The sequence below is a fragment of the Rossellomorea sp. LjRoot5 genome, from assembly GCF_964253455.1.
Taxonomy (GTDB): domain Bacteria; phylum Bacillota; class Bacilli; order Bacillales; family Bacillaceae_B; genus Rossellomorea.
In genome coordinates, this window is the sequence record NZ_CAXUQN020000001.1 from 789,911 (window position 1) to 808,557 (window position 18,647).

Here is an 18,647-nt window from a genome sequence, read left to right on the forward strand (position 1 = left end):
TATGCAAATTGTAGAACGGTTACGGGCGCGCTACCTCGACAGGGTAGACGTTGAGAACCTTAACAAAGTAACGGCACGCAAGCACAAGCGAGACTTGCGGGTGCTACGTACAAAATTGAACAAGCTGCCGGCGGGCACACCGTTGCAGTCGGAAGCACTCGAATTAGCCGAGGCATATCTACGGATTATGGACGAAATCATCACGGGCAAAGAGGCGGACGAATCGTTGGTACACGGTGGCCAGGCGTTCCAACGTTACGTCGATGCAGTTAGGCGAGTGATGTCGTAATGGCGGCTAAAGCGAATAACAAAATGAACATTAGCTATACGATCAAAGCGATTGACCGGTTTACGAAGACGCATGACAAACTAGAACGTCAATTCAGCAAACTCGAGGATATGACGAAAGGCTTAACGCAAGTCAAGGAAATCAAGATAGACGTTGATAACGCAGTCGCCAACGCTAAACTCGAGCATACCGAACAGAAGGTTAAAGACATTCCGAAGTTCCCGACAATCCGGCTCATGGTCAAAGGGTTCTCGAAAGGGCTCGACCAGGCGGATCAATTCGCAACTAGACTACGAACAATGGAAGAACTATCGCAGGGCTTCGGCAGGGGCGCACTGTTTACCGCGCTGCCCGCATTAGCACCCGTGTTAGGCATCGCAGCAGGCGGGGCAGGGGCGTTAGCGTCGAGTCTATTCGCAGCAGGCGCAGGGGCCGGGGCATTCGCGGCAGTCGCAGTGCCGACAATCGGGTATCTCGCCGAAATGGATAAAGAGGTCAAACGTGGGTCCCAGGCGTGGTACAAGTTAAGCGACGGCACACGTTCAGCACTGGGCGAGCTCGACAAACTGCGGTCATCGTGGTCGAAGTTACAAGACCGATTCCGCGAGCCTGTACTCGGTATATTCGCGATTAACTTACAGTCGGCGCAGAAGTTACTAAAGGAGTTTACGCCTGTTATCGAGAGTTCCGTGGACGCCGTAAGCAACCTGTCTAAAGCGTTTGACAAGAATCTCATGTCCGACGACGTGCAAGCCGTGTTCGAGTGGCTCGGTAACACCGCGGGCCCATACCTCGAAGACCTCGTTAAAACGGTCGGCAACTTCGGCGTGGGCTTTATGTCGATGATGAAGGCGTTTGACCCGTTAGCCCAGGATTTTGCAGACGGCTTCTTACGAATGTCCGAGAAGTTCCGGGAATGGGCGAGCACCCTCGAGAATAACAAGGCATTCCAAGACTTCATGGCGTATGTCAGCGAGAACGGTCCGACGTTGTTGTCACTGATCGGTAACATTACGAAGTTCCTCGTCAACTTCGGTATCGCGATTGCACCGTTAGGTACGAAGGTACTAGAGCTAACAAACGCCTTCTTCGCATGGGCAAGCGAGCTAATAAAGAATCACGAATGGATAGCGAAATTAATCGGCGTCGGCTGGGTAGCGCAAGGAATGTTCGCGATGCTCGGGTCTATCTTAGCGCCGGTTATCGTTATCTTCAGAACGTTGTGGCCGGTCCTAGCAACCGTGTTCAAATGGTTCGGCAGCCTTAAAGGCGTATTAACGAGGGTCATGCCGTGGATTGTCCGCATCGGCACGACGGTATTACGACTAGGCGGTCCCCTCGGGTGGCTAATATCGACGATCATATTCATGGCGGGCGTGATTTACTCGAATTGGGACTCGATCAAGAAGTGGACTATCGAAACATTCACGAAAGTTAAAAACGTAATCAAAGACGCCTGGGCGAAAGTTGAAGTGTATTGGGGCGTGGTCAAACGTTTGGCAGCGATCCTAGCCGTCAAGTTCGGCGAAATGGTTAATTCTGTACGCAAGAAAATGGGCGAAATCAAGGACAAAATCGAAGACAAGTGGGACGCAGCGCAGGACTTCCTCGAGGGCATTAATTTGTTCTCCATCGGAGGCGACATCATCCGAGGGCTGGTCGACGGTATCTCGTCAATTGACGTATGGGGCGCGGTGACAAACGTCGGCTCGAGCATCAAGTCCGCCTTCACATCGTTCTTCAAGGTGCACTCGCCGTCACGTTTAATGCGCGATGACGTCGGTAAATGGATCACGTTGGGCGTAGTGGACGGCATGACCTCGATGGCGAGCAAAGCCGAGCGAGAAGCGAACATGGTCGCAAATGCAATCGCAAAGCCGTTCCAAACGATGGAGAAAGACTACACGTTCAGTGCGGTAGGTAGCGCACGCAGTCAGTATGCAGCGAGCACGCGAACAGAGTCAACGCAGGCAGCCGTGGCGACCGCAGGCGCCGGCGGGGACCTCGTAATAGAAGTGCCGGTCACGTTAGATGGTCGCCAGGTAGCACGTGGGACATATCGTTATGTTACCGAGGAGCAACGACGTGAGGCAAGTAGGGTGCAACGATTTAAAGGATAACGGTAACATCGTAACACACGCCGGGGCGGGTATGCCTCGGCTTTTTTTTGTGCATGTCGGAGAGACGCGATTCTGCGCAATTAGATTCGGGCGGACGTACATCAACGGTCAATACCGACGAAATAAAGCCTTGTAATCCCCGTCCACTTTAGGTAAACTATGGATAACGTAGTACATCGCTAATGAGGCGGTACATAAACAACCGTATTGAACGAAATTAATTGGCATCACGCCGTACAAACGCAGTAACCTAGCGAACCTTGCGTAGCTAACCTAACGTTGTCACCTAACGACTAATTTACGATCGACAATCCGAACGCAATCGCTTCATGCGGGTGCGGATCATCATTCGTGACAGCGACGAATAAAGGTACGCCGGAGAATTGCTAAATGAATAAAGGGACGGACCTCACTAATTGAGGTCCGTCCCTTTTTTAAGCTTAATGAATGTTTTTCAGTGCTTCTTCCACAGGTGTGTCACCACTTAGGATTTCGAATACTTTGTGGTTGGTTTCTTCGATGGTTAAAGAGTCTACAAGCACTTTCGCGACATCTGCACGGGGAATGTCACGGCTTTTATCTGTGATGCTGGTGGCCGCTTCAATCTTTCCTGTTGAATCATCGAATGAAAGGGATCCAGGGCGGACGATGGTGTAATTTAAGCCGCTCTCTTTCAAGTGGGCATCCGCAGCACCCTTGGCTTTTAAATAGAATTGCAATTCATCCGGTCCGCTTGAAGGATTATCCGCACCCATGGAGCTGAGCATCACAAAACGCTCGATACCCATCTTCTTCGCATAATCGACTGCTTTCTTAGCACCCTCCTGGTCGATGGCTAACGTCTTATCGTCTCCTGTCGAGCCACCACTGCCGGCTGCAAAAATGACGGCATTTACATTTTCAAGTGCATACGAGAAATCCTGCTCAAGGTCGGCAACAATCGGTCTTGCTCCCAAGTCTTCCATTTCGTTTGCCTGTTCTGTTTTTCGGATCATGGCTCTCACGAAATGCTGACTGCTATTTGAAAGCTCTTTTACTATATGGCGGCCTGTGTTGCCGTTTGCTCCGATAACTAACACATTCATTTTACACATCATCCTTTATCTGAATTTTTTTTGTCCTACTATTGGTCTACCCATTCATGGTGAAAATAAACAAAGGAGTGGGCGTGGATAACGTGAAGAACACAATGGTTGGAAGGAAGTTCTGATCATGAATCATTCATCTTCTCTAAAAAATAAAAAGGCCCAGGATACGATATCCTGAGCCTTGTGGATGGAATTAATCCGTAAACATGGACGTACTGTGCATCGGCTGCACCCTTGCTTTTGGATCCATATACGCTTTGGCATTGTTGACGGCTGTCGGTGCTTCGCCAAATCCACTTGCAATGAGTTTGACTTTCCCATCATACGTACTGATATCACCGGCCGCATAAATACCAGGGATATTCGTTTCCATCCTGGAATTGACCACGATTGAGTTCTTTTCGATCTCAAGACCCCAGTCTTTGATCGGACCGAGGGAGGAGACAAATCCGAAGTTTACAATTAGTTCATCAAGGTCGATAATTTCCTTTTCATCACCTTTTGTTTCCTCCAGTACGATCTGATTGATCTTCTCTTCATCGACGACCAACTCAGATGGGACGTATGGTGTTTTCAATTCAACTGTGGAGTTGTGTAAATTCTCCACACTGTGCTCATGAGCCCTGAATTTATCACGTCTGTGCACGAGATAAACTTTTTCTGCGACAGGCTCAAGCATAAGCGCCCAGTCAACAGCAGAGTCGCCTCCGCCGCAAATGACCACTTTCTTACCTCTGAAATGCTCGAGGTTATCGACAAAGTAATGAAGGTTTTTCCCTTCAAACTCGGACGCGTGCTCAAGCTCAAGGCGGCGTGGCTGGAAGGCACCGTTTCCTGCCGTGATGATGATCGTTCTGGAAAAATGGATTTCTTTGTCAGTGGTGAGTTTGAACATACCATCAGCCTGTTTTTCTAGACCTTCCACGGCCTGCTCCAAACAAATGGTCGTTTCGAATTTCGCCATTTGCTCTTTTAAATTATTGACCAGGTCCTGGGCCTTCACTTTAGGAAAACCGGCAACGTCATATATGTATTTCTCAGGATATAAAGTAGCAAGCTGCCCCCCGAGTTGTGGTAAACTTTCGATGATCTTAACTGATGCTTTTCTCATGCCGCCATAGAACGCTGTAAACAGCCCCGTTGGACCGCCGCCTATGATCGTGATATCATACACTTTTTGATCTTCCTTCAACATGATCCCTCCAACCATTTAGGTATGCTTCTTTTTACTTTATTCTATCACACAGCTTTTGATTATTCCCAATGATAGAAGGTGTAAGTTCAGATAAATCAGACTTATCTATGAAAGAGACTACGACTTTTGATTGATTCTACGGACATTTTTTAAATATTCTTAAGAATTTAATTTCCTATATATATCTTGAAAATGCGAGGCAAAAAGAATATTATGTAATGTAGACATATTGTTAAGAATTTATGACAATTTTCGCATAACTATGGAGTAGTTCGTGAAAAAGGTCACATACTTTTGTTTTCATATCTTTATTAACCAATATTTCCTTTTTCAATAAGGAAAAAACATCGCGTTTGATTTGTTTTAGTTTCCTTTATATAGGGAAAAAGATAATAGCATCATATTGAACGGGATAAAAACGCATAATGTGGAGGACTCTAAGAGTATCCGAAGCAAATTTATCAAAAAAGGTGGAAGTGATTCAGTTGAGAAAGCCAAGAATCGTTGTATTAGGTGCAGGTTATGGTGGATTAATGACGGTAACTCGTCTTCAAAAGCAACTCGGAACAAATGAAGCAGAAATTATTTTAATTAATAAGAACGATTATCACTATGAAACCACTTGGTTACACGAAGCTTCCGCAGGTACGCTTCATCACGATCGAGTGCGCTACGACGTGAAAGATGTTGTCAACACGAGTAAAGTGAACTTCCTGCAGGCGACTGTTGAAGACATCAAAGTGGAAGAGAAGAAAGTCATCACAGGTGAAGGTGAAGTAGAATTCGATTACCTGGTAGTGGCTCTTGGTGCAGAATCAGAAACATTCGGAATTCCAGGCCTTCATGAGCATGCCTTCATGATTTCGAACATCAACTCTGCCCGTCAAATCCGTGAGCACATTGAATTACAATTTGCTACGTATAAGAACGAAGGAGAATTGAACGATGAACGCTTGACCATCGTTGTAGGCGGAGCAGGTTTCACTGGTATCGAATTCCTGGGTGAACTGGGTAACCGTGTTCCTGAGCTTTGCCATGAATATGATATCGACCGTAAGAAAGTGCGCATCGTATGTGTGGAAGCTGCGCCAATGATCCTTCCTGGATTCGATCCGGAGCTTGTGAAATACGCCCGTGCCAAGCTTGAGAAAAAAGGCGTGGAATTCCATATTGGAACTCCGCTGAAAGAAGCAAAGGCAGACAGCGTACTCATCGCTAAAGGTGAAGATGAAGTCGAAGAAATCAAAGCTGGTACGATTGTATGGGCTGCAGGTGTTCGCGGTAACTCCATCATCGAAAGAGCTGGAATTGAAAACATGCGTGCCCGCGTAAAAATCAACCGTGATCTTCGCGCACCTGGACACGACAATATCTTCATCATCGGTGACTGTTCACTGATGATCAATGAAGAGACTGAGCGTCCATATCCACCGACTGCACAGATCGCCATGCAGCAAGGTGAAGTATGTGCCCGTAACATCGCTGCTTTACTGCACGGTAAAGGGGATCTGGAATTATTCACTCCGGACATCAAAGGTACCGTATGTTCACTAGGTGAAGATGATGCGATCGGTGTCGTCTACGGTAAGAAAATCACTGGTACTAAAGCTTCCTTCATGAAGAAGGTTGTCGACAACCGTGCTCTATACATGGTTGGTGGACCGTCACTAGTGTTCAAAAAAGGGAAATTCAAGTTCTTTTAAGCCCTAAAGGATTGAATGAAAGCAGAGTGGATTCCACTCTGCTTTTTATTATGAAGGAATGTAGACGGAGGTGCTTACAATGAAAAGGGGTAAGGTATGGCTGGCCGTTGCTGGTCTGGTCATGGATGAAAACGGTAGATGGCTTGTGGTGAAAAAGAAATACAGCGGATTGAAAGGGATGTGGTCACTGCCTGCAGGATTTGTCAACGCCGGGGAAACCGTCGATGAAGCAGTCATAAGAGAAGTAAAGGAAGAAACGGGATTACATACAACCATCAAAGGGATCATCGGCATAAGATCGGGGGTCATCCAGAACGATATCAGCGACAATATGATGATCTTTCTGCTGGAGAATAAGGGAATTTCTTCTATTGAAAAAGAGGAAGCTGAGTTGTGGGATGTCCAGTGGAAATCCCCTCAGGAACTATTGGCAGACGAAAAAACATCCGTGATGGTCCATGAGATGATCAAACGAATGGGTTCCATGCAGAAGTTGAATATGATCGAAGGAATCAATCCAGGTGACCAGTTCGCCTACACAGAATATCGTTTATTTTTATAAAATTCTGTAAATTTTAAGAAAGAAAGAGATAATGAAAGAAAAACATAAATGTATTCGCTTTCTTAAAGGTACATCCCCTATAATGTCCCTTTTCTTTATTTCGGATAGATGATATATTATCAGAAAATTAAGAAATTAAAGAAAAGGGAGAGGGAAAAATGAGAGCTACTGCGAATGCTAAAACGAAATACTGTCTTTATTGTTCAGGAAAAGGATACTTTCAGTTAGTATTGGGTGGTTCTGAAACGTGTCCGTGCTGCGGAGGCAGCGGGAAACAGAAATAACCCTTAAAGGATAGAAGATGAAAGCAGACCTGACGAAGGTGGATACTTCCCTTGTGAAGTATGGAAACCGGTGTTGGGTCTGTTTTTTCTATGTCTGAATGATAAATAAGTTTATTTTGTGAATAAGTGACAAATCTTCCCCTGAAAATATTGACGCTTACATTTCACTCGAGGTACACTATTCTTTAGTGTTATGGAGGTGTAATTTGAAATGCCTATACATGTAATGATTATATCGATGCTTCTATTTTTTGTTCTATTTTTCGGAATAGGATTTTTGTTAAATATGTTATTGCGCATGACGTGGATCATGGCCATCATTTATCCGATTGTCGTTATTTTTATCGTGGACGAAGTTCGTTTTATAGATTATTTCCGAAATGCAGGGGAGTCTTTTTCAGAACTTGGGACAAGACTCAGCCACTTGGCTGTAGCCGATCTCGTGATTCTCGGAAGCGGCCTCGCAGGTGCCATCCTGTCCGGCATCGTCATGAGAATCTTAAGAGCAAAAGGATATCGAATGTTCTAACCACATCCGTTTAACCGGGAACTTAAATCCCAAGGTTGAACGGATTTTTTATTTTAAATGACTATAGTTTGATATCGTATCACAAGTAAGTGCAGGTTGATTTCCGCTTCAGGTGCTCGCTTTCCGCGGGGCTGGCGGTGAGCCTCCTCGGCTTTGCCTGCGGGGTCTCACCTGTCCAGCGTTTCCCGCAGGAGTCGAGCACCTTCCGCTCCAATCAACTGTCGATGCATACGTTTTTCACTTCAACGGATAAAATATCACTTCCATTTCTATTCTAGTTTTGCTAATCATTTTCTCTGAAACAAATGCTCCACACCCGTAGCACACATTCCATGTCATTAATAAAAGCTTTTATGTTGGTCAATTTGTCATTATACAGTCAGAATATTAAAGCACAGAGTGGATTGAAGCGGAAGGCACTTGACTCCTGCGGGAAATAGAGGAAAGGTCGAGACCCCACAGGGCGCAAGCCCGAGGAGGCTCGACTTCCTCCCCGCCGGAAAGCAAGTGCCTGGAGCGGAAAGGAACGGTCCCTGTTTTCACGAACCACTCATAAAAAATTCTATTTATCTAAGTAAGTATTTTAGAAAATAGAACACACTAGTTGAAGTGAGGAATGCCCTGTTTTTAAAGGAGTTTTTCACGAAAAGAAAAACCAAAATAATTTCCAAATATTGAAACTATTCGATTTTTTTATCAATTTATGCATATATCTCCTCCCGAATGGGAAGTATGTAGGGTGGGAGGAGTGAATACATGAATCTGTTTAAAATTTGGACAAAGAGATTCGTTATGGTCAGTTTGTTTATCCTTGCACTCGGTACCACCTTTCAATCGGTGTCAGGAGTAGAGGCGCAAACCTTTAAAACCTGGATGATGGACAAGGGTGACAGTGATCAAAAGAGTCTCCACGATAAAGAGCATAAGACAAATCCTTTGCATTTGTCATTCAAGTTTCTTAAAAGGTTTACGGGCTATGAGACAAAAGTGTCAGCCAGTGCATCTGTTAAGCCTGAAACATTGGAAGAATCCATTGATTGGGATCAATATACGAAACACAAGGTTGTGGCGACGGGCTATACTGCCGGCGTTGAATCGACGGGGAAGGACCCGGGCCATCCCCTTTACGGCATTACATATTCGGGAGTGAAAGTGAAGCGTGATCTGTATTCTACGATAGCAGCGGATATTTCCGTCTATCCAATCGGTACCATCCTGTTTATCCCTCATTATGGTTATGGTGTCGTAGCCGATACAGGGAGCGCGATCAAAGGAAATAAAGTAGATCTCTATTATGAAACGGTGGACGACGTTTATAATGAATGGGGCAAGCAGACACTGGACGTCTATGTGGTCCAGATGGGTACGGGTGAGTTATCCGAACAGGACTTGACCGAACTTAATGAAAACAAATCCATGCAGGTTTTCAGGCAGCAGATTTTATCACCTGAAAAAGAATAAATAAAGAGGTTGGGACAAAAGTATTTAGTTGAAAGAAAATCCGAACGATTATTCGAAAATCGAAATCGTTCGGATTTTTTATTGGATGTTTACGTAAACATCGTTGCTTTAAGATATAGTAAGTAGTGGTTGATTTCCGCTCCAGGTGCTCGCTTTCGGCGGGGCGTGAGTTGAGCCTCCTCGGTCTTTGCCCTGCGGGGTCTCAAGATCCAGCCACGGTGGCTAGCCCCTCGAGGTCATAAGCTAAATGGTCCAAGAAGGCACAAGAACGCCTTCTTAGCACATTCATCTTATGCTTGTCAGGGCTGAGCAAGCCACCTCCGCTTTTCAGGCTTTCCCGCGTTTCCCTCAGGAGTTGAGCACCTTCCGCTCCAATCAACTTCCAAGCGTAAGTGTTTCTCTATCACTTTGTAATGTCTTGATCGCTTTACCTATTGCATACATCAACTGTTATTCTATTAGTGGCAGTGACCTTAACCGTTACTTATAAAAATACTCTTTCTAAACAGATGTGAATGATTCATTCTGCTTCGACACACCCCAAATGATCGAAAATGAGAAAACTACAGTCTGTGTACGAATAACACCTATCTTGATGAATGGCCCTTTTGTTATCATTGCTAAAGCACATTCAGTATATATAGCAGGATCTAGCTTTTGATTGGAGTGCAAGACGAAGACTCCTACGGGAAAAGCGGAATAGGTGAGACCCCGCAGGAACGACAGTGACGAGGAGGCTCGCCTTCCGCCCGAGGAAAGCGAAGTCTTGCACGGAAATCAAAAGCGGTGTAGCAAGCAATCCTAACTGAATTTATGATTGTTCGCCTTTAGAAGAAATGGATTTAGTTATCTCCCAGCCTATTTATTTATGTGCCGGCCTTGGCAGTAGGGAGCCTCGGATAAGAACAAAGGTCCAATCAGTTTAGCAGCAGTGTAAATAGGGGAAAAAGAAAGTGAGAAACGAAACCAAAAGGAGTGGAAGATATGAACAAAAGTCAATTCGACAAAATGAAGAATGGAGAAGGGTTCATCGCGGCGCTTGATCAAAGCGGCGGCAGTACACCGAAGGCATTGGCAGGGTACGGTGTGAAGGAGGACTCCTACTCAAATGAAGACGAAATGTTTGATAAGGTCCATGAAATGCGGACGCGAATCATCACTTCCCCATCCTTCAGCCCCGACAGGATCCTCGGGGTCATTCTTTTCGAACAAACGATGGACCGGGAAATCGAAGGCAAATATACAGCGGATTACCTTGCAGATAAAGGCATCGTTCCTTTCCTCAAGGTGGATAAAGGACTTGCGGAAGAGGAAAACGGTGTTCAGCTCATGAAACCGATCCCTGACTTGGAAGAGACTCTGGGCCGTGCCACCGAACGGAAGATTTTCGGCACGAAAATGCGCTCAGTCATCCACGAACCGAACGCGAGCGGCATTAAGGAAGTTGTCGATCAGCAGTTCGACATTGGAAAACGCATCATCTCTGCCGGTTTGGTTCCGATCATCGAACCTGAAGTCAATATCCATAGTGAACAAAAAGAAAAGTCTGAAGAAATTCTGTGCGATGAAATCCTGAAGCATTTGAATGAACTATCAGAAGAGGAAAACGTCATGCTGAAGCTCTCGATCCCGACGAAAGCGAATGCGTATAAAAAGTTGGTTGAGCATCCACGCGTTGTGCGGGTCGTCGCACTTTCCGGCGGCTATTCACGTGATGAAGCGAATGAAAAGCTGAAGGAAAATGACGGGGTGATTGCAAGTTTCTCCAGGGCATTGGCAGCTGACCTAAGTGCCGATCAATCCGAAGAAGAGTTTGATGCTGCGTTGAAGAAGGCTGTTGATTCGATTTATGAAGCCTCGGTTCATACTAACTGATAGGGTGTAAAGAAATAAGAACATGCCTGCTCGCTTATAAGTGAGCAGGCATGTTCTTTTACGTTTCATGATATAAATCGGGATGAAGCAACCGGGCAAGTTTCTCGGCCCCTTTTAACAGAAGGGGGGATGGCCGGCAGTAGAGTGCTTCTTCCAGGACAAAAATACGGTCTTCCTGTACAGCGTCAAGTGTATTCCAATCAGGGCGGTTCTTTACGATCTCAGGCTTCACCCTGCTTTGCCTTACACCGACCCATGCCAGGCAGATATAATCCGGATTGCGCTTCAATACGTCCTCCCAATCGGTTTGAACACTTGCCAGGTCCACATCTTCAAAAAGGTTCCGGGCACCGACCATTGTGCTTAATTCGGTCAGCCAATTGACCCTGCCGGGTGTGAAGACCGGTTTAGGCCACCACTCCCAATAAAGGGAGGGAGGATTTGAAACCTGATCCCCGATCGTCTTTAAACGTTTGACAGTATCCAAGAATTCCTGTCGGCGTTTTAAGGCATGTTCTTCGATCCCACACGCTTTCCCCACTGTCACGAGATCTTCCGCAATGTCAGTGAAGCTCTGGGGATTCAAGGTGATGTGGGGGATATTCCTCTTTTCAAGTTCTTCTATATTTTTCTCCATTCCTGGAACGCTTAAGGATGAAAACACCAGATCCGGCTTCAATGATTCCAGCTTATCCATATTAATCGATAGATCCGGTCCGAGCTGCGGAAGGGACTTTACCTCCGCCGGATAGTCGGAGTAATCATCAACGCCGGCAAGAAGAGGTGTCAATCCCAGGTAATCGATGATTTCTGTATTACTGGGGCAAATGGAAACGATTTTCATGCTCACACTCCTAGAGGATGAATAAATAATGAAGCAGAAGGGTCAGGATGATTCCTGAAAGTCCGCCAAAGAATACTTCTATAGGTTTATGACCGAGTAATTCCTTCAGCTCCTTGCGCTTCTCCTGTTCAGGTTTGTTCTGCCAGCCTTTGGCTTCTGACATGAAGCGCTGGAAGTCCACCATCAATTGATTGAGGACAATCGCCTGCTCTCCTGCCTGCCTTCTGACACCCGTTGCATCAAACATCGTAATGATGGCAAACATGGCAGATACAGCGAAGATAGGGGAAGAGAGTCCCGCTTCAAGAGCTACCCCGGTGGATAATGCCGTCACGGCTGCTGAATGGGAACTCGGCATCCCTCCTGTTGAGGTAATCAAGGACCAATTCCATTCCCTCGTTGCGATAAACTGTATGGGAACCTTAACAAACTGAGCAAAAAAGATCGAAAATAAAGACGCCCATAATGGAAAATTAAACAGTACTTCCATGCTGTGAAATGCCACCCTTTCAATTGTTTGAATAAAAATAATGTTCTCATTATAACATACCCCATCCAGCCCTCGTATAACTTTAAAAAGCAGATTGTTAGAAAGTCGAAATAATTGGACATCTTCGCTATAATAGTGAGTGGAGGTGTCGGTGAACATGAATTTTTCAATCAATCAAAATGAAGTAACCAATGCAAATGGAGAATGCCTGATCGTGGGTATTTACAATCAGCCAACATTCGAAGGAGAGCTGAAAGAGCTCGATCATAAGTTTGAAGGCTATCTTACACAGCTTGTGAAGGATGGAGACATTTCTTCCAAGCACAAGAAAGTATCCAAGATACATACGTTTGGAAAACTTGAAGCGAAAAGAATCGTATTCGTAGGACTTGGAAAACCAAAAGAGTTGACGTTTGATCTTTTAAAAGAATCATTGGGCTCTGCATCTAAATCCTTGAAAAATATGAAAGTGTCCTCGTTTTCAGTCGCGCTCGACACATTTGTTTCTGAGGAGATGGTGGCAACGGATGTGGCTCATGCCTTCATGGAAGCCTTTACGATGTCTACATATGAATTCCATGGTTATAAAAAGAAATCGAATGAACCGGAAGTACACGTAGAAGCGATCGAATTTTTTACAAAAGAAGAGTCGAAAGAAGTCGAGACGGCTTTGTACATTGGTTCTGCCTTCGGGAATGGAGTAAACTCAGCCCGTACACTGGTGAATACACCTGGTAATCTATTAACTTCGACAAAATTGGCGGAGTACGCTCTGGAATTGGCTGAAAGATACAGCTTTGAGGTGGAAATCCTCGACAAAGAAGAAATGGAGCACCTTGGAATGGGCGCGCTTCTTGCCGTGAACCAGGGATCCGTTGAACCTCCGAAAATGATCGTCCTGAAGTACAACGGGAAAGAGGAATGGAAGGATGTCATCGGTTTAGTCGGAAAAGGGATCACGTTTGACACAGGCGGCTACTCCCTGAAACCCAAAGATGGAATCGTCGGTATGAAAACCGATATGGGTGGCGCAGCGGCAGTACTCGGTGCCATGGAAATCATCGGTGAAATCAAACCGGAACAAAATGTCGTTGCCGTCATCCCGTCCACGGACAATATGGTGAGCGGCTCTGCATTCAAGCCTGACGATGTGATTACCTCCATGAGCGGTAAGACCATCGAAGTGTTGAATACGGACGCAGAGGGGCGTCTCGCGCTTGCAGACGGTATGACCTATGCAAAGCATCAAGGAGCCAACTATTTGGTCGACGTTGCAACCTTGACCGGTGGAGTCATCGTGGCTCTCGGCGAGGATAAAACCGGTGCCCTCACAAATCATGAAGCCTTCTTCGAGCAGGTGCTGGAAGCTTCAGGTGAATCAGGTGAATTTATCTGGCGCCTTCCTTATACGGAAAATGATAAAAAGCGTGTCCGCGGTAGTGATATTGCCGATTTGAATAACTCACCGGGACGAGCAGGCCATGCCATCATGGGTGGAGCGTTCGTCGGTGAATTTGCCGAAGGCCTGCCTTGGGTACATCTCGACATCGCCGGGACGGCTACAACGAAAGGGAGCCATGATCTCGGTCCTTCAGGGGCAACTGGCGTCATGGCAAGAACCCTTGCCTTACTGGTCGAACGCTTTGTGCCGTTAGAAAAATAAAATGATTTGCATGATGGGAGAGTCTTGTTTCAGTGCCTGAATTTGGAGGCACTGGGAGGAGGCTCTTTTTTTAGTTGTTTTCGGAGGGAGTGGGGGGAGGTATTGGATATAATTGGTGAATAACGCAAATAAAGAAAAAATGACGCAATTCCAGTTTGAAATGACGCAATAATTTGAAAAACGACGCAATTACCAGGAACCAGGCCGTTCTATGCGTATCCCATCGCTTGATGGAGAGGCATTTACGTCGTAAGACGAGTGAGTCCGGCCGTCGGTGAAGGGAATCCAGCCAAAAATAACAATAATCCGGCCGTTATTGGTCAAAAACCAGCCGAAGTGAAGAATAATCCAGCCGAATCGGAACCGAATCCAGCCGAAACAAGAAAAAATCAAGCCGATTAACATTTAATGGTAACCCCGCCCGGACCCAACGCCTCCCACCGCAACCACCTTCAAACCTATGAAAAAATTCCCACTCCATCTTTCACCCTGCTAAAGTATTGACAAACTCTCTTTATCTTGTTAAAGTTGAAATCGTGATTTTATCACTCTACCAATTTAGCGAACTAAAGCAACGGTATAAGCAATGACAACAGTAAAAGTAACAAGCTGATAAATAGTATCTGAAGGAGGAAGCAATTATGAACGCAGTTGTGATAGCGGTTCTTGTCATGCTCGTATTGAGCCTTGCGCGTGTGAACGTGGTATTCGCTCTGATTACTGGGGCGTTGGTCGGGGGACTGACGGGCGGACTGGGATTGGACGAGACGATATCCGTCTTTACAGAGGGAATTAGCGGCGGGGCAAGCATCGCGTTAAGTTATGCCCTGCTGGGTGGATTTGCAGTGGCGATTTCCTATACGGGGATTCCGAATCTGCTCGTTGACTGGGTATTGAAGGTCGTTGGGAAAAAAGGGGATTCAAGAAAGACAGCCCTTTCGAAAGCACTTATTGTTATTTCTATTTTAATCATGGCTTGTTTTTCTCAAAATGTGATTCCGATTCACATCGCTTTTATCCCGATACTGATTCCGCCTTTATTGAAGGTGATGACGGAGTTGCGGATCGATAGACGTTTGATCGCATCGGTGATCACGTTCGGATTGACGGCTCCGTATATTCTTTTACCAGTAGGATTTGGACTACAGTTCCATGAGATTATCGCTCAGAACATGGCATCGAGTGGAATGGAAATCAACATGGGCGATATTCCGAAAGCCATGCTTCTCCCTGTGGGAGGAATGGTCATCGGATTACTGATTGCTGTGTTTGTGAGTTATCGCAAACCGAGAGACTACAGTGAAGCTGAAGAAGTCATTGCTGATGAAAAGGTCGTTTATAATAAAAGAGCGATGGTGTTCGCTCTCATTTCCATCGTAGTGGCCTTATTCGTTCAGCTTCAGTTGGAATCGATGATCTTTGGGGCACTGGCAGGTATAGCCGTCCTGTATGTTTCAGGCTCGGTTAAATGGAAAGAAGCAGACGGGTTGCTGAATGAAGGAATGAAAATGATGGCTTTTATCGGCTTTGTCATGATCACGGCATCCGGATTTGCAGCAGTGGTAACAGAAACGGGAGATGTTGAAACATTGGTAAAGGCGACGGCTGATGTCATTGGCGGCAACCAGGCTTTGGCTGCCCTCATTATGCTTGTCGTCGGGCTTCTGGTGACAATGGGGATCGGTTCTTCATTTGCCACCATTCCGATCATTGCAGCTATCTTCGTCCCACTTGCCATGGAGCTTGGATTCAGCCCTCTCGCAACGGTTGCGATTGTGGGTACAGCAGGTGCACTTGGAGACGCCGGGTCTCCCGCATCAGACAGTACGCTTGGACCGACAGCGGGACTGAATGCCGATGGGCAGCATAATCACATCTGGGATACATGTGTCCCAACCTTTTTACACTATAATATTCCATTGATCCTGTTCGGTTGGATCGCAGCTGTCATTTTATAAAGAAAAGAAGCGGGGCTCCCTCGCTTCTTTTTTTGTGCCTTCACATCCAACGAACAATCACGATTAAATGGCAGCAATCCACCTGCCCGAGCTTTTCGTCAAATACGAGGCGGACTCCATCCGGATTGAACGATACAATCGGCTGTACCCTTGTACCGATGGTTTGAAGTAGTTTATGTACTTCAGGTACATTCGATTGCTGTGCGGCGTTCATGAATTTCGAGGAGAAGTCTTTGGATGTGTTGATTTTCTGAAGCACCTTTTGGGCATCTCCCAGTAAGCTCAACGTTTTGCCTGCCGAAGACATAAATGTTTTGGTTTCGATAGCAGGGTAGTTCCGATGATAGGAGGGAATAGGCTGTGCCCTCGAATGAATCGGTGAGTAGGGGCGTTGAACAGGCGGATAAAAAGGGTGGTACCGATACATAACAGAAAAACCCCTTTCGATAAAAATGCTCTAAGGAAATGTATGAAACTGTTCAGCCGATTATTCATCAATCGAAGGCAGGACGGATAGGGCGGGGAAAATAGAGGATTTTCACACACTTTCTCGAAAAGGTAGTAGAGAAGACTATGATATGGGGGAATTCACGTGAACACGGAGAATACATTGATCAGTGCGTTAGGAATTGAATTTGTAGAACTGGGAAAGGGTAAGGTCATTGCGACGATGCCGGTGAATGAACAGACGAGACAGCCGTTCGGCTTCCTTCACGGCGGGGCTTCGGTGGCACTTGCAGAAACGGTTGCGAGTGTAGGGGCGGTACAGTTGATCGATTTGGATAAAGAAATATGCTTCGGCCTTGAAATCAATGCGAACCACATTAAAGCAAAGCGTGAAGGACTCGTCACTGCGACGGGAACGGTCATGCATCAGGGCAGGACCACCATGGTTTGGGACATTAAGCTTACGGATGAGGACGATCAATTGATCTGTGTATCACGCTGTACGATGGCAGTGGTACCGAAACGCTGACGATACTCACCGAAATGTTTAATCAGTGAAAAAATGGGAAATCAACTACTAACCAATACATTAGGAGGCAATACAAATGAGTTGGACAAAAAATGATTACCCTGATTCACTGAAGAACCTGCCAGTGGACGTACGGAACAAAGCCATTGAGATTGCCAATGCCCTTTTGGATGAAGGATATGAAGAGGGAAGGGCGATTGCCATCGCCACTGACCGTGCCCATCAGTCTGAAGAAGGAGGCACATCGGAGAAGACCGAATATCACGTTACTCACCATGACGACGGCTGGCAGTTAAAGAAGGCCGATGGGAAGAGGGCCATCCTGGTTGAAAGCACAAAGGATAAACTCCTATCGAAAGCGAAAAACTATGTCACGGATCATTCCGGGACACTGGTTGTCCATAAAGAGGATGGAAGCGTTGAAGATCACTTGTATCAACGCTAGGGAATAGAAAAAGGCTTGCCCCTTTGAAAAAATGGGAGCAAGCCTTTTTTGTTCCTTTTATTGACTGTTCTGACGCTCATATTGTTCTTTATCCTTTAAGTCATCCCGTACACTTTTGTCCCAAAGTTTGACGCCGGTATTATAGGCGGCACGTGAGATGAGGTGGCCGGAAACCGGCGCTGTGACAAAGATGAAGATGATGGCCAGGATCAGTCTTGAATTGAAGTGACCATGCTCCAGATAAAAGTAAAGAAATGTGGCGAGCAGGATCGACATGACGCCGAGCGTCGCACTTTTAGAAGCAGCATGATTTCTCGTATATACATCAGGAAGTCTCAATACGCCGAAAGCCGTGACCAGGCTGAGAAATCCTCCAATGACTAAAAAGAATCCAATGAAAAATCTAATGATCTCGCTCACGTTCGATGATCTCCCCTTTCTCCAGGAACTTTGAAAAGGCGACGGTTCCGATGAAAGCCAGAATTCCGAGGAGCAGGATCACTTCTAGAAAAGCGTACGTATCGAGCATCATCGAAACGAGTGCAATGATGGCGATCAGGTTGATCCCGATCGCATCGAGAGCCACTACCCGGTCAGGGATCGTGGGACCTTTCACCACTCGGTAAACGAGGCCGAGCATGGATATGGAGACGCATAATAACGTGATTTGAAAGATCAGATGTAACATTAGCGGCTCACCTCCATGATGGCTTTTTCAAAAGAATCCTTAATTTCATTGATGGCTTCATCGACATCCGGCATATCGATGGCATGAACATAAAGAATCTTCTTGTCGTACGACACGTCCATGACCAGCGTACCGGGTGTCAATGTAATCAGATTCGCCAAGAGTGTAATCTCCCAATCGGTCTTTAATTCTGTCGGTAAAGCGAAGATGCCCGGCTGGAAGTCCAACTTCGGTTTCAAGACCGTTTTTAAAACCGAGATGTTTGCCAGGATCAGTTCCTTCAAGAACAGGAAGAACAGACTGATCACGGCAGCCACCCGTAATAAATAAAACCGTGAGTTGAAAAATCTTCTGAATGCAAAGATAACAAGCAATCCTAGTAAAAAGCCAATAAAGAATGACTGAGAAGTAAAGGATACCGAAAGAAACATCCAGACAAAGGCCAGGAAAAAGTTTAATAATATTTGAAAAGCCATT

20 protein-coding genes and 1 pseudogene are annotated in these 18,647 nt (G+C 45.9%); 13 read left to right on the plus strand and 8 right to left on the minus strand.

Annotated features, from left to right (window positions below; translation table 11 throughout):
* Position 1 precedes the first annotated feature (1 nt).
* The 3 genes and pseudogenes from ACSQ2E_RS03955 to ACSQ2E_RS03965 all read left to right on the plus strand — a co-directional run.
* The gene (locus ACSQ2E_RS03955; RefSeq protein WP_435989449.1) at positions 2-289 is read left to right on the plus strand and encodes a hypothetical protein; all 288 of its coding nucleotides are present in this window, start codon (positions 2-4) and stop codon (positions 287-289) included.
* Positions 289-2,409: a phage tail protein gene (locus tag ACSQ2E_RS03960; RefSeq protein ID WP_435989450.1), complete on the plus strand. Its 2,121-nt coding sequence runs from the start codon at positions 289-291 to the stop codon at positions 2,407-2,409. Before ACSQ2E_RS03955 ends, ACSQ2E_RS03960 begins: the two co-directional genes overlap by 1 nt.
* A gap of 297 nt (positions 2,410-2,706) precedes the next feature.
* Positions 2,707-2,799: pseudogene (locus ACSQ2E_RS03965) on the plus strand (iron-sulfur cluster assembly accessory protein); the annotation flags it as partial.
* 50 nt (positions 2,800-2,849) lie between these two features.
* On the opposite strand, the gene ACSQ2E_RS03970 reads toward ACSQ2E_RS03965, so the two are convergent.
* Both ACSQ2E_RS03970 and ACSQ2E_RS03975 read right to left on the minus strand, forming a co-directional pair.
* Entirely contained in the window at positions 2,850-3,494 is a 645-nt protein-coding gene (locus tag ACSQ2E_RS03970; RefSeq protein WP_435989451.1) for an SDR family oxidoreductase, read from the minus strand.
* Between the two features lie 196 nt (positions 3,495-3,690).
* Positions 3,691-4,689: an NAD(P)/FAD-dependent oxidoreductase gene (locus ACSQ2E_RS03975; protein WP_435994386.1), complete on the minus strand. Its 999-nt coding sequence runs from the start codon at positions 4,687-4,689 to the stop codon at positions 3,691-3,693.
* A 488-nt stretch (positions 4,690-5,177) separates the two neighbouring features.
* Between ACSQ2E_RS03975 and ACSQ2E_RS03980 the strand changes: the two genes are divergently transcribed.
* The 6 genes from ACSQ2E_RS03980 (at position 5,178) to ACSQ2E_RS04005 (ending at position 11,106) form a co-directional block, all read left to right on the plus strand.
* Positions 5,178-6,395 carry an NAD(P)/FAD-dependent oxidoreductase gene (locus ACSQ2E_RS03980; protein WP_435989452.1) on the plus strand — a complete coding sequence of 406 codons (1,218 nt, stop codon included), beginning with the start codon at positions 5,178-5,180 and terminating at the stop codon, positions 6,393-6,395.
* Positions 6,396-6,474: 79 nt separating this feature from the next.
* Positions 6,475-6,957: an NUDIX domain-containing protein gene (locus ACSQ2E_RS03985; RefSeq protein ID WP_435989453.1), complete on the plus strand. Its 483-nt coding sequence runs from the start codon at positions 6,475-6,477 to the stop codon at positions 6,955-6,957.
* 158 nt (positions 6,958-7,115) lie between these two features.
* Positions 7,116-7,241, plus strand: a complete 126-nt coding sequence (locus tag ACSQ2E_RS03990) for a YuiA family protein (protein ID WP_159362729.1) — start codon at positions 7,116-7,118, stop codon at positions 7,239-7,241.
* Between the two features lie 211 nt (positions 7,242-7,452).
* Complete coding sequence (locus ACSQ2E_RS03995; protein WP_034763779.1) at positions 7,453-7,770, plus strand: YuiB family protein; 318 nt, start codon at positions 7,453-7,455, stop codon at positions 7,768-7,770.
* A 756-nt stretch (positions 7,771-8,526) separates the two neighbouring features.
* A complete protein-coding gene (locus ACSQ2E_RS04000; RefSeq protein ID WP_435989454.1) occupies positions 8,527-9,231 on the plus strand; it encodes a 3D domain-containing protein in 705 nt (234 codons plus the stop codon).
* A gap of 984 nt (positions 9,232-10,215) precedes the next feature.
* Positions 10,216-11,106, plus strand: a complete 891-nt coding sequence (locus ACSQ2E_RS04005; protein ID WP_435989455.1) for a fructose bisphosphate aldolase — start codon at positions 10,216-10,218, stop codon at positions 11,104-11,106.
* A gap of 58 nt (positions 11,107-11,164) precedes the next feature.
* On the opposite strand, the gene ACSQ2E_RS04010 is transcribed toward ACSQ2E_RS04005, so the two are convergent.
* Both ACSQ2E_RS04010 and ACSQ2E_RS04015 read right to left on the minus strand, forming a co-directional pair.
* The gene (locus tag ACSQ2E_RS04010; protein WP_435989456.1) at positions 11,165-11,950 is read right to left on the minus strand and encodes an ABC transporter substrate-binding protein; all 786 of its coding nucleotides are present in this window, start codon (positions 11,948-11,950) and stop codon (positions 11,165-11,167) included.
* A gap of 10 nt (positions 11,951-11,960) precedes the next feature.
* Positions 11,961-12,440: a divergent PAP2 family protein gene (locus ACSQ2E_RS04015; protein WP_435989457.1), complete on the minus strand. Its 480-nt coding sequence runs from the start codon at positions 12,438-12,440 to the stop codon at positions 11,961-11,963.
* A gap of 157 nt (positions 12,441-12,597) precedes the next feature.
* Here ACSQ2E_RS04015 and ACSQ2E_RS04020 point away from each other — a divergent pair, with 157 nt between their 5' ends.
* Both ACSQ2E_RS04020 and ACSQ2E_RS04025 read left to right on the plus strand, forming a co-directional pair.
* Positions 12,598-14,103 (plus strand): leucyl aminopeptidase, encoded by a 1,506-nt coding sequence (locus ACSQ2E_RS04020; RefSeq protein WP_435989458.1) that lies wholly within the window; start codon positions 12,598-12,600, stop codon positions 14,101-14,103.
* Between the two features lie 641 nt (positions 14,104-14,744).
* Positions 14,745-16,061 (plus strand): Na+/H+ antiporter family protein, encoded by a 1,317-nt coding sequence (locus tag ACSQ2E_RS04025; RefSeq protein ID WP_435989459.1) that lies wholly within the window; start codon positions 14,745-14,747, stop codon positions 16,059-16,061.
* Between the two features lie 40 nt (positions 16,062-16,101).
* On the opposite strand, the gene ACSQ2E_RS04030 is transcribed toward ACSQ2E_RS04025, so the two are convergent.
* Complete coding sequence (locus ACSQ2E_RS04030; protein ID WP_435989460.1) at positions 16,102-16,488, minus strand: hypothetical protein; 387 nt, start codon at positions 16,486-16,488, stop codon at positions 16,102-16,104.
* Between the two features lie 165 nt (positions 16,489-16,653).
* Between ACSQ2E_RS04030 and ACSQ2E_RS04035 the strand changes: the two genes are divergently transcribed.
* Positions 16,654-17,037 (plus strand): PaaI family thioesterase, encoded by a 384-nt coding sequence (locus ACSQ2E_RS04035; RefSeq protein ID WP_435989461.1) that lies wholly within the window; start codon positions 16,654-16,656, stop codon positions 17,035-17,037.
* 76 nt (positions 17,038-17,113) lie between these two features.
* The gene (locus ACSQ2E_RS04040) at positions 17,114-17,482 is read left to right on the plus strand and encodes a DUF2188 domain-containing protein (protein WP_435989462.1); all 369 of its coding nucleotides are present in this window, start codon (positions 17,114-17,116) and stop codon (positions 17,480-17,482) included.
* 57 nt (positions 17,483-17,539) lie between these two features.
* Here the strand turns inward: ACSQ2E_RS04040 and mnhG are convergent, their stop codons facing one another.
* From mnhG to ACSQ2E_RS04055, 3 genes are read right to left on the minus strand one after another with little or no spacing between them, the layout of a single operon-like run.
* Positions 17,540-17,902: a monovalent cation/H(+) antiporter subunit G gene (gene mnhG, locus ACSQ2E_RS04045; RefSeq protein ID WP_435989463.1), complete on the minus strand. Its 363-nt coding sequence runs from the start codon at positions 17,900-17,902 to the stop codon at positions 17,540-17,542.
* The gene (locus ACSQ2E_RS04050) at positions 17,886-18,170 is read right to left on the minus strand and encodes a Na(+)/H(+) antiporter subunit F1 (RefSeq protein ID WP_034763802.1); all 285 of its coding nucleotides are present in this window, start codon (positions 18,168-18,170) and stop codon (positions 17,886-17,888) included. The genes mnhG and ACSQ2E_RS04050 overlap by 17 nt, the downstream gene beginning before the upstream one ends.
* Positions 18,170-18,646, minus strand: a complete 477-nt coding sequence (locus ACSQ2E_RS04055) for a Na+/H+ antiporter subunit E (protein WP_034763805.1) — start codon at positions 18,644-18,646, stop codon at positions 18,170-18,172. The genes ACSQ2E_RS04050 and ACSQ2E_RS04055 overlap by 1 nt, the downstream gene beginning before the upstream one ends.
* Position 18,647 lies beyond the last annotated feature (1 nt).